Source organism: Methyloversatilis sp. MC4-4, from assembly GCF_049843555.1.
GTDB classification, from domain to species: Bacteria; Pseudomonadota; Gammaproteobacteria; order Burkholderiales; family Rhodocyclaceae; genus Methyloversatilis; species Methyloversatilis discipulorum_B.
In genome coordinates this window covers 610287-625275 of record NZ_JBBHZK010000001.1, presented here as the reverse complement: position 1 = coordinate 625275, position 14989 = coordinate 610287, and the positions used below count along the sequence as shown (strand labels likewise).

At 64.3% G+C, this 14989-nt stretch carries 12 protein-coding genes; 4 read left to right on the top strand and 8 right to left on the bottom strand.

Translation table 11 applies throughout. The features are described 5' to 3' along the window. Window positions 1-55 precede the first annotated feature (55 nt). Window positions 56-571, top strand: coding sequence for an SRPBCC family protein (locus WDZ97_RS02890; RefSeq protein WP_304008468.1), 516 nt, complete (start codon window positions 56-58; stop codon window positions 569-571). A gap of 46 nt (window positions 572-617) precedes the next feature. On the opposite strand, the gene WDZ97_RS02885 is transcribed toward WDZ97_RS02890, so the two are convergent. Continuing rightward, entirely contained in the window at window positions 618-1124 is a 507-nt protein-coding gene (locus WDZ97_RS02885) for a low molecular weight protein-tyrosine-phosphatase (RefSeq protein ID WP_425761740.1), read from the bottom strand. Window positions 1125-1131: 7 nt separating this feature from the next. Continuing rightward, entirely contained in the window at window positions 1132-2076 is a 945-nt protein-coding gene (ttcA, locus tag WDZ97_RS02880) for a tRNA 2-thiocytidine(32) synthetase TtcA (protein WP_425761739.1), read from the bottom strand. 207 nt (window positions 2077-2283) lie between these two features. On the opposite strand from ttcA, the gene WDZ97_RS02875 reads away from it, so the two are divergent. From WDZ97_RS02875 to WDZ97_RS02865, 3 genes are all read left to right on the top strand, one after another. Then, window positions 2284-2520: a hypothetical protein gene (locus WDZ97_RS02875; protein WP_425761738.1), complete on the top strand. Its 237-nt coding sequence runs from the start codon at window positions 2284-2286 to the stop codon at window positions 2518-2520. A gap of 100 nt (window positions 2521-2620) precedes the next feature. Next, complete coding sequence (locus tag WDZ97_RS02870) at window positions 2621-3103, top strand: hypothetical protein (RefSeq protein ID WP_425761737.1); 483 nt, start codon at window positions 2621-2623, stop codon at window positions 3101-3103. A gap of 409 nt (window positions 3104-3512) precedes the next feature. After that, the gene (locus tag WDZ97_RS02865; protein ID WP_425761736.1) at window positions 3513-9632 is read left to right on the top strand and encodes an RCC1 domain-containing protein; all 6120 of its coding nucleotides are present in this window, start codon (window positions 3513-3515) and stop codon (window positions 9630-9632) included. Window positions 9633-9725: 93 nt separating this feature from the next. Here WDZ97_RS02865 and WDZ97_RS02860 read toward each other — a convergent pair whose 3' ends face one another. Genes WDZ97_RS02860 through ureE form a run of 6 tightly spaced genes read right to left on the bottom strand, consistent with a single transcriptional unit; the run spans window position 9726 to window position 14972 of the window. Continuing rightward, entirely contained in the window at window positions 9726-10610 is an 885-nt protein-coding gene (locus WDZ97_RS02860) for an urease accessory protein UreD (RefSeq protein WP_425761735.1), read from the bottom strand. Beyond that, a complete protein-coding gene (ureG, locus tag WDZ97_RS02855; RefSeq protein WP_304005044.1) occupies window positions 10600-11241 on the bottom strand; it encodes an urease accessory protein UreG in 642 nt (213 codons plus the stop codon). The genes WDZ97_RS02860 and ureG overlap by 11 nt, the downstream gene beginning before the upstream one ends. Before the next feature lie 4 nt (window positions 11242-11245). After that, window positions 11246-12958, bottom strand: coding sequence for an urease subunit alpha (gene ureC, locus WDZ97_RS02850; RefSeq protein WP_304005040.1), 1713 nt, complete (start codon window positions 12956-12958; stop codon window positions 11246-11248). A 31-nt stretch (window positions 12959-12989) separates the two neighbouring features. Beyond that, the gene (locus tag WDZ97_RS02845) at window positions 12990-13700 is read right to left on the bottom strand and encodes an urease subunit beta (protein ID WP_425761734.1); all 711 of its coding nucleotides are present in this window, start codon (window positions 13698-13700) and stop codon (window positions 12990-12992) included. 35 nt (window positions 13701-13735) lie between these two features. Further along, window positions 13736-14479 (bottom strand): urease accessory protein UreF, encoded by a 744-nt coding sequence (locus WDZ97_RS02840; protein ID WP_425761733.1) that lies wholly within the window; start codon window positions 14477-14479, stop codon window positions 13736-13738. A gap of 1 nt (window position 14480) precedes the next feature. Further along, entirely contained in the window at window positions 14481-14972 is a 492-nt protein-coding gene (gene ureE, locus WDZ97_RS02835; RefSeq protein ID WP_296812270.1) for an urease accessory protein UreE, read from the bottom strand. Window positions 14973-14989 lie beyond the last annotated feature (17 nt).

The following is a 14989-nucleotide window of genomic DNA, read 5'->3' as shown; positions in this document are numbered from 1 at the left end:
TTTCACCGACACTGCGCACGCTTTTTTCAATCACAACAAACGAGGAGAACACCCCATGCGTCTTTTTGCAGCCCTGCTCGCCATTGTCGCCAGCACCACCGTGTTCGCGCACGGCCCGTCGCGCCTGAAGGCCAACGAAACGATCACGCTGAAGGCCAGCCCGGACGCCGTGTGGGCCAAGGTGAAGGACTTCACGCAGCTGCAGTCCTGGCACCCGGCCGTCGAGAGCAGCACCGCCACTGCCGGCAGTGATGTGGGTTCGGTGCGCACGCTGAAGATCAAGGGCGGCGGCGAAGTGGTCGAGAAGCTGGAAGCGATTTCGGATGCCGACCGCAGCCTGACCTATACCGCCCAGGACGGCGGTGCGCTGCCGGTGAGCAAGTACAAGTCGACGATTACCGTGAAGCCGGCCGATGGCGGTGGCTCGACCGTCGAATGGAAGGGCGTGTTCTTCCGCGCCGACGCGAGCGAGCATCCCGCCGCCGGCAAGGACGACGAGGCGGCCACCGGCACCATCAAGGCGGTCTATACCGACGGCCTGAAGAACCTGAAGGCGCTGCTGGACAAGTAATCGTCGCGACTGCGAAAGCGGAACGGGCGGCCATGGCCGCCCGTTTTCATTTGAGCCGCTGCTGCAGTTCGCGGACCAAGCCGTCGGCCGCGTCCTCGATCAGATCGAGCACTCGCTCGAAACCAGCCGGGCCGCCGTAATACGGATCCGGCACTTCCTCCTCGTCGAAGCGCTCGGCGTGCTGGAGGAACAGCGCCAGCTTGTGACGCAGCGGCTCCGGGCAGTTGCGTTCGAGATTGCGCAGGTTGTCGCGGTCCATCGCGTAGATCAGGTCGAACTGCATGAAATCGGCCACATCGACACGACGCGCGCGGATGCCTGCCAGATCGACGCCGCGCGAAGCCGCCGCCGCGGCCGCACGCGGATCAGGCTTGCTGCCGACGTGGTGGGCGTGCGTACCGGCCGATGCGACCTCGACCCGTTCGTGCAGACCCGCGGCTTCGAGCCGCGCGCGCACCACGCCCTCGGCGGTCGGCGAACGACAGATGTTGCCCATGCAGCAGAACAGTATCTTCATGTCGGGATCCCGTGCGGCACGCAGCGGCCGGCGCATCCAGCGCTCAAGCACAGCCACTTCCCGCAGCCATATCGAGGCGGACCGGGATGCCGCTCATCGCGTCTTCGTCGCCCCATGAACGGACGGGCAAATCGGGCGGATCGAAGGCGGTATCCCCCTCCTCCACCACGCTGCCCGGCTTCAGGCCGGCGAAATCGAACAGCTTCTGATCGGCCAAGTGTGACGGCACGACGTTGCGCATCGCCGTGGCCATCGATTCGATGCGTCCCGGATACAGCCGCGCCCACTCCTGCAGCATGGCCTTCACTTGCTTGCGCTGCGCGTTCTCCTGCGAGCCGCACAGATTGCAGGGAATGATGGGGTAGTCCATCACGCGGGCGAAGCGCTCGATGTCGCGCTCGGTGCAGTAAGCCAACGGGCGGATCACGATGTGGCGGCCATCGTCGCTGACCAGCTTGGGCGGCATGGACTTGATCTTGCCGCCGAAGAACATGTTCAGGAACAGTGTTTCCAGCAGGTCGTCGCGGTGGTGGCCCAGCGCGATCTTGGTCGCGCCCAGTTCGGACGCCACACGGTAGATGATGCCGCGACGCAGGCGTGAACACAGTCCGCAGGTGGTCTTGCCCTCGGGAATCTTGTCCTTGACGATGGAGTAGGTGTCTTCGGTCTCGATGCGGTACTCGACGCCGATCGACTCGAAATAGGCCGGCAGGATGTGATCCGGAAAGCCCGGCTGCTTCTGGTCGAGATTGAAGGCGATCAGCCGGAAGCGCACCGGTGCCCGCTCCTGCAGGCCACGCAGCAGTTCCAGCATCGTGTACGAATCCTTGCCGCCGGACATGCACACCATGATCACATCGCCGTCCTCGATCATCGAGTAATCGCCGATGGCCTGCCCCACGGCGCGTTCGAGGCGCTTGCGGAATTTCAGGAAGGTGTTGGACAGCGGCTCGGCAGCGGCCGGAACGGGAGCGAATACGTGCGACATGGGGAGGGTGCGCCAACGGCTGCGCGATTGATTCCGAAGGAGGAATTATAGCCGGCAGTCCGTGCCCGCCTGTCGTGATGCCCTGCCCGACCTCATCATCGCGGGTCGGAACCCGGTCGCAAGCCCTGTTTCCGCGCTGCCGACCAGGAATTGAACGCGAACATGCCCAAGAATCAGCGCGGCTGTCCGTCCTCGCCCTGACCCCTCATGATCCGCGCACACTCCACTGCCGCACTCTTCTCGGTCTGTCAAGCTGAAGACGCCCTGGCCGTCAGATCTCCGGCGTTTGACCGGCAGCCCGCCGAAGCCGACCCCCTACGCGCCCATCTGCTACGACGCAAGGGAGATACGGGGCCAGGCCGCGACGCCTTCACCCTCTATATCGAGCGGGCCCCCGGTGCAGCAGACGCGCCGATGATCGCGCACGACGTCAACACGCTGTGATCCGGAGTCTGGCTGTCCTGCGGCTGTCCGCGCGCTTGCGGCCCGTGGGACCGCGTTCCAACGCGCTTTGGACACCGTCACAGTCGGCGGCTTGCTGCGCGTGAGCACCGCAGGCAGCAAGCCATGGAACGGCTTCGCACCAGACGGCAGCAAGCACCGGGAAATCTGGACGCGCCACGGCCTGCCGCTCGACACACTGACCTTTTTCGTCGCCGTCAAGGACGGAGAGCCGCTCGATGACCTCACCGAAAAGAGCGACAAGGCACCGCGTTTCAGAGCGCGCATGAGCGCCGAGGACGTGGTTGCGCTGACCGAAACCATGCTGGTCGGTCATGGTGGTCACTTCGAACTGGGAAAACTCGAACCCGCACCTTTTGCAGGACATGACGGATTCCGCATCACCTTCGATTACGTCACGCGCGCGGAAGAGGTACCGCGCCGCGGACTCGGCAGCGGCGCGATCATCGACCGCCGGCTGTACCTGATCCTCTTCCTCGCACCGTCCGGGCTGTACTTCGACGAGGATGCGCGCGACGCGCGCATCCTGATCGAAAACATAAACCTCCTGACTCCCCCACGGTAGGTCGTGAGCTACTTCCCTTCGTCCAACGAAGGAGAGACGCTTGACACCCCGAACACATCCCGGAACACGGCACGTCACAAACGGCGTGCGCATTGCTGCACTCGCTCCGAACACCTAGGAGGCTCGATTGCGGCGACTCGGGAGGACGCCCCAGAGCCTGAGGCACAAAAGTTCACGTTCTTCACCGTCGCTGCGAAAGTGCGCGACACGGCGGACGCTGCGCTTCATGCATCGCTCAATCGCCGTTTTCCGGGACGCGTGACCGAGACGGATGTCATCGTCGTGTGCTCAAATTCGGAACCTGATCGGCATACGTTCAATACCCGCTCCACCGTCAAGGATGATGTTCCCACCGATTAACATGCCCGGCGCCCACATATATTTCTGGATACGTTGCGCAGCGCTCCTGATGTTGGCCACCAGCACCGCGCAGGCGGAGACCTCCGCGCGCATGGCCAGCTACGGGTTATCGACCCTGAGTATCGACAGTCATGGTTCGATACGCACATGGACCCCTGACTTCAATTGCTTTTCGGGGGACCTGCCGTCGTGCATGCGCAAGTTTTCGCTCGTCGGGACCATTACCGCGCAGCAGATCGTCAGCCGCGGCGCTAGATATGGCTTCGCCATCGGCACCAATGGAAAACTCTATGGCTACGGGCAGAACTGGTATGGCGAACTCGGCCTGGGCCACACCGGCGCCGTTGATAGCTACGTCGAGGTGCCTGTACCTGGAGCGGGCAGCATTACATCGGTCGCGGTCGGTAACAGCCACACGACGGTGCTCGACGCAGACGGGCGCATCTTTGGCTGGCGCAGAGAAGAGTGGGACGAGTCACCGGCGACGCCGCAGGAAATCGAGCTCCCGGACGGAGAGCGGGCGACTGCCCTGGCGGCGGACGACGATTTCACGCTGGCATTGGGCCGCAACGGAAAGGTCTACGCCTGGGGCCGCAGTGACTACGGTGTGCTCACCTACGGAACCGATTACATCGCCACTCCGACGGTCATCGACCTGCCTCCATCGGTAAAGGTGACATCGATCCACGCCATCGGCGGTCGCGGGATGGCGATTGACGATCAGGGACGCGTGTACGCCTGGGGCTGCGGCACATCGCTCTCTTCCCTCGACTACGCGTCCGCACGTGCATGCTCCACGCCTGAACCGCTACCGCTTCCCGATGACGCGATGGCTGATCAGATATCCATTTCATACTCGCACGTACTTCTGCTGACGAGGGACGGGACCCTCTATGCCCGAGGTAACAATGAATATGGGCAGTTGGGCAATGGCAGCTGGGACGCGGTCAGCGAGAGCTTCGTCAAAGTCGCCCTGCCGACCGGCGTCAGTGCAAGGGATATTCACGCCGGCGCAACCACCAGCAGCATCTGGTCAACCCGCGATGAGCTGTACTCATGGGGTGGTGCGAAGCATGTCACAGCAGCAAGAACACCTGCACTGACTCGATTTCCCCGTGGCAACGATGATTTCGCTGATCGGGAAATTATCCGATCGTCGCAGGGGGAGCGCAGCTTCTTCTATTCGGGCGCGATCACCGAGGTTGGCGATCCGTTGAACGCGCTCGATAGCCCGGGTGGCACGCTCTGGTGGTCGTTCACCGCCGATAGCGATGCAACGATCGTCGCCAGGCTCGCCACCGAAAGCCGCGCACGTGTTGCGATTCTAGAAGGTGAAAGCCTGGATCAACTTGAGCAGCATTCAATCAGCGATACTGCCAATGGCGGTCTCGCAGAAACGCGCGCTCAGATCGAGGCAGGCAAGGTGTACCAGATCGGCGTCAACATACCGTCATGGACAACCGAGCACATGTTGCTGAGTTGGGCCACGGATACGCGCAAGCATGCGCCCATCGTTCTCTCGGTCTCGCCTCTGTTGACGTTAGGCGGCCAAGCCATTCGCGTGCTTGCCACCCATGCCTCCGGATTGCCGGTCCAAGTAAGCACCCGCGATCCCTTGATCTGCCCGATGGACGACGACGGTTTGATAAGGGGCCGTATCGCGGGAGCCTGCCGCTTGCGTCTGCGTGTAGATGGTGACGCGACATGGGCATCGGTCGAAATGGATCATCTGCTGCATGTCTCCGTGGACTTCGACATGAGCGCATACAACACAGGCGCTGCCATCGAAGACGCAGGAGAAGTCCATGTCTTCTATCGATCGGACAACGTAACGAAAGTACGGGCAATCGAGTTGCCCACCTCGGCCGTGAAGGTGAGCAGCAGCCTGGGCCACGGTCTGGCTCTCGACGAAGAGGGCAGGATTCATGCATGGGGTAACAACGCAGATGGCGCATTGGGCGACGGCACACGTGTCAGTCGTGACCATGCAGCAGCGGTGATCCTGCCCGCCAACGAACGCGCCGCCGACATTCTTGCCGGAAGAGTCGGTTACCCGTCCCCCCCCGCTTATTTCAGCCTAGCCATCGGTGAAAGTGGCCGCGTGTTCGCTTGGGGAGCGAACGTCACCGGACAACTGGGTTTCGGATCTACGGACACGGTCGATACCCCCTCACTGGTCACCATCCCCAATTCAGCAAGGATTGTTGCCCTGTCTAGCGGCGGCCGGCATGTACTTGCACTGGACGAACGAGGTAGCGTATTCCGTTGGGGCGCCGAATCAGACTATTCCGAAAATTCGGAACCTCCGCGCCGATTGAAGATTCCGCTGCTGAGTCCTGTTGTCAGCATCGTTGCCGGAACGGCATATGACTATGCGTTGACGGCCGATCGTAGGCTCTTCTATTGGCGGTCCTTTCACTCAGCTAACGCACCTCTCACCATCAGCGAAGTTAAGTTGCCGTCGAACTTGGTCGGGAAGACTGTGGCGATTGATACGAATGGTGAGCGCGGCGGCTGCCTCGTCACCGAAGATGCCTTGCTCTACTGCATCAGTGATCTGACGGTGCCGTCGATATCCGCCGTATCGCTTCTTGGAAACGTGAGCGCGTTCGACCTTGGCGCCACTGCCTTTACGGTGCGAACCCTGGATGGAGAACTGAAGTCGTCCTCAGGTGCGTCACTCGATCTTCCCTCCATCAACGACAACTTTACCAATCGCCGGCTGCTGTCCGGGACATCCGGAACGACCTCCGGGCATAACCGCGGCACAACTTCGGAGGCCGGAGAACCGCTCCTTGCAGGCGCTCACAGCAGCCACAGCGCATGGTGGCGTTGGCAGGCCCCCGCGGACGGCAAGTTGACCATCGATCTGACCGGCAGCAATTTCGATACGATGCTGACGATCTATCGCGGGAATTCGCTGGACACACTGGAATTCGTTGCCTGGAACAACGACTTCGGTACGGCTCGCGCGAGCAAAGTCACGTTCGAAACGGAAGCCGGCGTCGAGTACCAGATATCGGTCGACGGGTACGCCGCGACGCTGTCGCCGCCGGTCGGGGAACCCGCCGGGAACACTTCAGGTGATATCCGCATCGCCTGGTCTTTCGACACTCGTCGCATCCAGCGCCTGCAGGGCACCGCGTTGCCGGTTTCACTGAGCCCCTCGACTCATGCAGGCACCTACCCGCTTCAACCGGCCTTGTCGTCCGGCCTGCCGGTTGAAGTCACCGCGCTGACCGACACAGTATGCTCATGGGCCGACGGGCTGCTCACGATGCGAAACCATGGGGACTGTGTTCTGCGCCTCACACAGCACGGCGACGCCGTATGGTCGCCGTTCGAGCAACACATCCAGACCCGCATCGGCGAGGTCTTCGCGGCCGGTCATCTTTCCAGCTACCAAGTCAACGACGACGGTTACCTGGAAAGCTGGGGATTCAACGCACGAGGAAATCTGGCCGACGGCACGATACAAGGTCGGAACATCCCTGCACTGGCTCGCGGTATCGACCGACCGGTCGTCGCTGTTGCCGCCGGACTTGGCCACGTTTTGGCGATCGATGATGAAGGACTCATCCACGCATGGGGGTCCAACGAGTATCGGCAGTTGGGTTCGGCTGATCCGGCCGCAATGTACGCCCAGCCCGCCCTGCCCAAGGGCGTTCGCGCGCTGCAGATTGCGGCGGGAAGCGACTACAGTCTTGCGCTGGGCGATGACGGCTGGGTCTACGCATGGGGCAGTAACGACAACGCACAACTTGGCCTCGGCACATACTCCCACGCGGATTCTGAGAAGCCCCGACGCGTAGCGCTCGATCCGGACGCCCGCCCCATCAGCATCTCGGCCGGCGTGTCCCACGCACTTGCACTGGATAGAGATGGCAGCGTCCACGCATGGGGCAGCGGCACGAGCGGTGCAGCGGCAAGTACCCGTGACACTTCGATTCCTCAAACCGTGACAGTGCCGGGCGTCCGCTTCACGCAGGTGTCCGCAGGCGGCTCTCACTCACTTGCCCTCTCTTCGAGCGGCCGCCTTTACGGATGGGGCAGCAGTCACTTCGGCGCCTTCGGTCCTGCGGATATCCGGCAGTACCAGCCGTTTCACATCAACCTCGACACCAACAAGAGGGTGGCGTCCGCATACGCGGGACTTTACTTCTCCCTGGTTCGTTTTTCGGATGGATCCGTCTGGCAGAGCGGGCCTGCGGGCGTGTCGCAACTGGACAATCTGGCTGGCTATGCGTCGTTCCGCCAGGTAAACCTCCCCGCCGGTGTGAATGCCATACAGTTCTCCGAAGGCGGTGCCGACCATGTGCTCATGCGGGGATCAGACGGGATGCTCTATGCCTGGGGCGCCAACTCGGAAGGGCAACTCGGTCTGGGTGACCATGCCCTGCGCAGAACCCCTCAGCGAGTATCAAAGCCGCCTATCAATGACCTGCGGTCGTTCGCCACCGAGCTGATCGGCGACGCAGGACTCATCCAGGGAAGCACGTTCAATTCCGGAACAGAGGTCGACGAGCCCGATCATGGCACTGGCAGTTTGCAGACCAGCGTTTGGTGGACATTCTCGGGCCGGGCCGACACGGATCTTCGAATCTCGCTCTCCGGTCTGGTTCCAGGCCATCGAGTGCTCGTCTATCGCTTGGCCGCCAACGGACACCTCAGTCTGTTTCGCTCATCGGCGCTCACGCCGTCGGGCGGGGAAATGCTCGTTCCGTGTGCGGCGGGAGAGCAATGTCTGATCGCGGTGTCGTCGTCTGCCGACGACGCGAACACCTTTGCGATCACTTGGAGAACAACGCCTGTCGCCCTCGAGAACATCACGATTAGCACCGTGAGGGTTCATCCGATTCCCGGCGAGCAGTTCCGGATCAATGCGAGAGCTGAGTCGGGGTCTGCAGTCACTCTCGAGAACCTCTCTGCCGAGACCTGCACCGTTGAGGGCGATCTGGTAACAACACATCGCAGCGGTATCTGCTCGGTACTCGCGGTCGTTCGTAGCAGCGATGGCACGGTGCGTGGATCTCAGGAAACACAGCTTCGAATCGGTGCGGGCACTGCGCACGGATATGCGCATCACCTGAACCTCAGACAGGGCGTGTTGCGTTCCTGGGGAAGCAACTATTACGGTCAGTTGGGAGATGGGAGCCGTACAGACCGTGCGGCTGCAGTGCCCCGCGTATCGAATGCGCGTTTGTTCAGCGCCCTCTCCGCGAACGGCGGACGCAGTGCTGCGATCGACGCGTCCGGCCGATTGCTGGTCTGGGGTCGCAACTGGACGACGACGCAACATGTCGAGACGGACGAGTCAGCCAACGTTCTTCTGCGACTTACCCAACAACTGGTCCAGCGCGTCAGGACGGAGCAAACGGCGGCAATCACGAGCACGCCGACACCCATGACGATCCAGGCGTCCGCGCCAGCGCGTGATGTCTCGCTCGGGTTGAGTCACGGCCTCGTCAGGCTCGAGGATGGTCAGATCTTCGCCTGGGGCGAAAACCGCTCACTGCAACTCGGGCAAGGCGAAGCCGGCAGTGCTTCGCTGACGCCGATTGTCGTGCCGCTGCCCGAGGCCGCACAGCACAGCGCTGCGGGAGGCCGTCACAGCCTTGCGGTTCTGAGTTCGGGCCGCGTGTATGCCTGGGGTGACAATCGGAGCCGTCAATCGAGCTCCGTAGAACTTTCGAACACGCATCCTCTGGAGGTGGCACTCCCCGACGACGCCCGCTACACCCTCGTTGCCGCCGGGCTCGAACACAGTCTCGCCCTCAGAAGCGATGGCATCGTGTTTGCATGGGGGTCTAACCAATTCGGTCAGCTGGGGTCAGGGAATCAGGTCGCGATTGCCGACCCTGATGAGGTACTCATTCCGTCGACATCGAAGGTCATCGACATCGCCAGTGGGGATTTCCACTCCGCTGCGATGACCGCGGACGGCAATGTGTTCGTCTGGGGAGCACTCCTCGACGAAAACCGTGTCGTTCGTCAATGGCCCTCGCCGGTCGTCATCGAACTTCCTGGCGGCGTCCGGGCTCGCTCTATTTCCGCACAGCACGGACATCTTGGCATCGCGGACGAGAATGGCACCCTGCATGTCCTCTCGGCCAAGCCCGGAGCGCACCCGAGCGACGTGACCACGCTCGGACTACCCGATCAGGATTGAGGTGCCAAAAAAGGTCCCGACGACGAGACGCGACGGCTTGCCCCTTCCGCCATCCGCCGCGTCCCGCCATCGGGATCGGTGTGCCGCGACGCTTTAGCGTCGTCGCAGCGCCGGCGCTGAGCCGGTGTGATGGGTACGCGCCGCAGCCCACGCGGCGTGCATGATTCTCTCCAGCCGGACGGCATCGACCGCCAGTGCGCGGAACACGATGCCGGCGGCGTTCGGCAGATGACTGGCGCCGGCCAGCGCTCCATCCTCCTCGGGCAACGCCCGCAGCACCTCCAGCAATTCGGCATCGGCTGACCCGCCCAGCAGCCACAGCGACCCGTGCATGCGCAGCCGGGCATTCGCGCCGGCGTTGCCGGATAACCAGTTCTCACCGTCAATGCACATCCGTTCCCGTGCCAGCAGCTGTCCGTTCGCGTCGCGCACCGTCATCGCCGATTCGAGCCGGGCAAACGATCGCTGCCCACCAGTGGGGTCGTGTGGCAGAAAGCTGTCGGCAACCACGACCAGCGCGCCGTCCGCCAGTGTCACCTCGACATCGCTCACCATGTGGCTGCCCGGAAACAGGATGAGCGGCGCCGGCATGTACTCCAGCAATGCGCGCGGATGTGCGACGAGCCGCAGGCGCTGCACCGCCGATCCACCGTGCATCGCGTGCACGATGGTCGATGCCGGGGTGGCGACGTGGGCGCGCGCACCCTGCCCCACGTCGATCCGGCCGGCCAGCCGCTCGTGCTCGAACAATCCGCCCGACACCGACTGCAGATATACGACGCACAGATCGGGCGCCGAGCCATCGACGTGCAGCGCACGACCGACGTGCACCGGGTAGCCGACGAACTGGCGCCCCAGGTAGCTGCGGCCGGTCGCGTCGCGCGCGAAGGCGAGATCGACGCAGGGCCGAATCTCGACCGGCGGCACCTGTTCTGCAACCGAGCGCAGCGCATCGACAAGTGCCGGCTCAGCGATCAAACAGCACCTCCTGCGCGATGCGCTCGACCACCGCGTCGACACCGTCGCCGCGCGCGCAGTTGGTGAGCAGCGTCGCGCGGCCGGCGCGCACCTCTTCCGCTTCGGCCACCATGCGCGGCAGATTCACATTCACGTGTGGTGCGAGATCGACCTTGTTGATCACCAGCAGGTCGCACTGCAGTACGCCCAGGCCGCGTTTGCGCGGAATATCGTCGCCGCCAGCCACGTCGATCACGAACAGCCAGTAGTCGACCAGATCGAGCGAGAAGGAGGACGCCAAGTTGTCGCCGCCACTCTCGATCAGGATCAGTTCCAGGCCGGGGTAGGCGCGGTCCAGCTCGTCGGCGGCGGCGAGGTTGAGCGTGGGGTCTTCGCGGATTGCGGTGTGCGGGCAGGCGCCGGTTTCCACCGCCAGCACGCGCTCCGGCGCGATCAAGCCGCTGCGGCGCACGCGCTCGGCGTCCTCGGCGGTGACCAGATCGTTGGTGATGACCGCGATGTCGGTGCCGCGCGCGATGAAACGCGGAATGAGCTGTTCCAGCAGCGCGGTCTTGCCCGAACCGACCGGGCCGCCGATGCCGACGCGGGCGGCGCCGCGCGGTCGTGCGTGGGAATTCAGTTGTGCGGACATGGCATCACCTCAGCATGTAAAGACGGTTCAATGGCACGCGGTCGACCGGCGGGCAGCTGATGACGCGGCCATCCACGCTCACTTCGAAGGTCTGCGGATTGACCGTGATGTTCGGGCAGGCAGCGTTGCGCACCATGTCGGACTTCTGCAGCGTGCGCGTGCCCTTGCAGGGCAGCAGTGCCTTGCGGATGTCGAGCCGGCCATGCAGGTCGCTGTCGAGCGACGCGGCACACACGAAATTGGCCGACAGCCCCTGCGGTGCGCGACCGAAGGCGCCCCACTGCGGACGCATGATGAGCGGCTCGCAGGTCATCAGCGACGCGGCGGAGTCACCCATCGCGCCATAGGCAATGAAGCCGCCCTTGACCACGATTTCCGGCTTGATACCGAAGAAGGCGGGCCGCCACAGCACGATGTCCGCGAGCTTGCCCGGCTCCAGCGAACCGACGTGGTGATCGACGCCGAACGATCGCGCCGCGTTGATCGTGTACTTCGCGATGTAGCGCAGGATGCGTTCGTTGTCGGCGCTGCGCGTGGTTTCCTCCGGCAGGCGACCGAACTGGTCCTTCATCTTGCTGGCCAGCTGCCAGGTGCGGCAGATCACTTCGTTGATGCGCCCCATGCCCTGGCTGTCCGAGCCCAGCATCGAGATCGCGCCCATGTCGTGCAGCACGTCCTCGGCAGCGATGGTCTGCGCGCGGATGCGGCTTTCGGCGAAGGCCACGTCCTCGGGCACCGCCGGATTCAGGTGGTGGCACACCATGATCATGTCCAGGTGCTCGTCGAAGGTATTCACCGTGTAGGGGTTGGTCGGGTTGGTCGACGACGGCAGGCAGTGCTGCAACCCGGCCACGCAGATCACGTCCGGCGCATGGCCGCCGCCCGCACCTTCGGTGTGGTACATGTGAATGGTGCGGCCCCTCGTCGCCGCCAGCGTGTCCTCGAGGAAGCCGGATTCGTTCAGCGTGTCGGTGTGCAGCTGGACCTGGAAATCCATCTCGTCGGCCACCGACAGGCAGGTGTCTATCGTGGCCGGCGTGGCGCCCCAGTCCTCGTGGATCTTCAGGCCGATGCAGCCGGCCTTCATCTGTTCGACCAGCGATTCCGGGCGCGACGAATTGCCGCGGCCAAGGAAGCCGAAGTTCATCGGCCACTGTTCGGACGCCTGCAGCATGCGACCGACATTCCATGCGCCGCCGCAGTCGATGCCCACGGTGATCGGCCCGAGCGATCCGCCGAACATCGTCGTGATGCCGGAGGCCAGCGCGTGCTCCACCAGCTGCGCCGAATCGAAATGCACGTGCACGTCCAGCCCGCCGGCGGTGGCGATCAGCCCTTCGCCGTCGCGCACGGTGGTGGCGTTGCCGACCAGCAGCTGCGGATGCACGCCATCCATCACGTGCGGATTGCCGGCCTTGCCGATGGCGACGATGCGCCCGTCTTTGATGCCGATGTCGCCCTTGACGATGCCGGCCACCGCATCAATCACGACGACGTTGCTGATCAGCATGTCGAGCGCGCCCTGTTCGGACGTGAGGCCGCCCATCATGCCGAGCCCGTCGCGCAGCGTCTTGCCGCCACCATGCAGGCACTCGTCGCCGGGCGTCGAGAAGTCGTGCTCGATTTCCGCCAGCAGCGAGGTGTCGCCCAAGCGCACCATGTCGCCCTTGGTCGGACCGTACATCGCCGCGTAGTCGCGGCGGGTGAGCCATGTCATGTCGTGTTCTCCCTGTTGTCGATGACAGCGCTCAGGCGCCGCGGAATCCGGCCTGGCGTGCGCGCGCCAGCGCGTCCGGCAGGCCGGTGGCGTCGCCGGTCGGGCCCTCGGCCAGACGGTTAAGACCGAACACCTCGCCGCTGCCGCCGAAGGCGACCAGCGTCACTTCCTTGTCCTCACCGGGCTCGAAGCGCACCGCGGTGCCGGCAGCGATGTCGAGGTGCATGCCCCAGGCCTGGGCGCGGTCGAATTCGAGCGCGCGGTTCACCTCGAAGAAGTGGAAATGGCTGCCCACCTGTATCGGCCGGTCGCCGGTGTTCAGCGCGCGCAGCGTGGCGCGGCGGCGACCGGCGTTCAGTTCAATCTTCCCCTCGGCCGGGATGATTTCGCCCGGCGTGCGCAGCGGTGTGCCCGCTGCCTCGGTCTGTGCACCCGCGCCCGGACGTATCGGGTCATGCACGGTCACCAGCTTGGTGCCGTCGGGAAAGCTGGCTTCGACCTGGATCATCGGCATCAGCGCCGCGACGCCGGGCAGCACGTCGTCGCTGTTCAGAATTTGCGAGCCGAAGCCGATCAGTTCGGCCACCGTGCGGCCGTCGCGTGCCCCCTCGAGAATGTCGTCGACGATGATCGCGATCGCCTCTGGACAATTGAGCTTCAGGCCGCGCGCGCGGCGCCGGCGCGCCAGTTCGGCGGCGTTGAATATCGTCAGTCTTTCGAGTTCGGTCGGTGTCAGCAGCATGGGGTGCCTCCTCTCTTCTGCATGTCAGTCAGCACTCAGTTCGCGAACAGCCGGGCATTGCGCGGCTCGTGGCGCATGGCGGCGATGTCGAGCGCCGGCGCGCCGTTCCACAGTTCGTCGGTCGAAGGCGGCGGCGTGTCGATGACGCGGGCGATCAGCGGCCGGGTGCGCGCGAGCAGGCGCTGACCTTCGGTGTGACCGATCAGGCCCATGCGCAGCGCGGCACCCACCACGGTGGTGCACAGGCCGCTCGCCGCCATCGCGTCGCAGCCAGAGGCCGACAGTCCGTAGGCGCCCCACACCAGGCCCTGCACCACCGGCAGATGCCCGGGCAGACCGGCGGCGCGCACCTGATCCAGATAGACCTGAGCGATGCCGAGACCGAGATCGGCGTGCACGCGAAGCTGCGTAAAACCGAGGCGGCGGCTCGCGTCGCGCCAGCCGCGCACGAGGTTCATCGCCTCGCACAGGCGGTCCAGTTCGGTCGCCTCGGCCAGTGCGGCCGCGCCACGCTGCGACCAGGCGGAGCGCGCCGCCTGCATCAGCGGCCGGTCGAATCCGGCCCAGCGCTGTTCGATGTGGCTGCACAGCAACTCGAACACCTGTTCGGCGCCGCCAACCTTGCCGTCGAGCTTCAGGGACTCCAGGCCCCACGAGAACGAGGTGGCGCCGCTGGGAAAGAAGCTGTCGGCGAACTGCAGCATGCCCAGCATGCCGATCGCGTCGCCGCCGCCATCGTCGGGCGACGGAATGTGAAAAGGCGCGTGCGGTGCGTTCATGTCAGTGCGCATGGGGAACGGCGAGATAGCGTGTTCCGCCCTGCGCCGGCGCATCGAGCACGGTCGCATCGCCGCGCGCGAGCAGATGCGTCATGCGCTTCAGATAGCCCTCGCGCGGGCCTTCGAGCGCGATCCACAGGCAGTCGGCTTCGAAGCGCACCTTCCAGTGCATGTTGCCGGCGAAGTAGCCGATCTCCAGCGCGCCAGCGGCGTGCGCGGCGCGCAGCACCAGCCACTGCGGCTCGTCGAGCATCACCAGCACGGCGCGCCCCGGTTCGAGCAGCAGCACGGAGCCGTTCTCGAGCTGTGCGCCGCGGTCCAGCATCAGCGCCAGTTCGGTGCCGCGGTCGGTCACCAGGCGCTGACGGCGGCGGGCCAGGTCGTTGCGCGACAGGCGCACGCGCTCGACGCCGCCGTCGTGTTCGATGTGATGCAGCCTGTCGGCGATATCCGGGTCGGACGCGTTGCCGACGATGTCTGTCAGTCTGAGCATTGTTCGGTCTCTTCCTT

What these genes read in the sequence shown, in the direction of transcription:
- WDZ97_RS02890 (WP_304008468.1), top strand. Translation starts at nt 56, where the DNA reads ATGCGTCTTTTTGCAGCCCTGCTCGCCATTGTCGCCAGCACCACCGTG.
- WDZ97_RS02885 (WP_425761740.1), bottom strand. Translation starts at nt 1,124, where the DNA reads ATGCGCCGGCCGCTGCGTGCCGCACGGGATCCCGACATGAAGATACTG.
- ttcA (WP_425761739.1), bottom strand. Translation starts at nt 2,076, where the DNA reads ATGTCGCACGTATTCGCTCCCGTTCCGGCCGCTGCCGAGCCGCTGTCC.
- WDZ97_RS02875 (WP_425761738.1), top strand. Translation starts at nt 2,284, where the DNA reads ATGATCCGCGCACACTCCACTGCCGCACTCTTCTCGGTCTGTCAAGCT.
- WDZ97_RS02865 (WP_425761736.1), top strand. Translation starts at nt 3,513, where the DNA reads ATGTTGGCCACCAGCACCGCGCAGGCGGAGACCTCCGCGCGCATGGCC.
- ureG (WP_304005044.1), bottom strand. Translation starts at nt 11,241, where the DNA reads ATGTCCGCACAACTGAATTCCCACGCACGACCGCGCGGCGCCGCCCGC.
- ureC (WP_304005040.1), bottom strand. Translation starts at nt 12,958, where the DNA reads ATGACATGGCTCACCCGCCGCGACTACGCGGCGATGTACGGTCCGACC.
- WDZ97_RS02845 (WP_425761734.1), bottom strand. Translation starts at nt 13,700, where the DNA reads ATGCTGCTGACACCGACCGAACTCGAAAGACTGACGATATTCAACGCC.
- WDZ97_RS02840 (WP_425761733.1), bottom strand. Translation starts at nt 14,479, where the DNA reads ATGAACGCACCGCACGCGCCTTTTCACATTCCGTCGCCCGACGATGGC.
- ureE (WP_296812270.1), bottom strand. Translation starts at nt 14,972, where the DNA reads ATGCTCAGACTGACAGACATCGTCGGCAACGCGTCCGACCCGGATATC.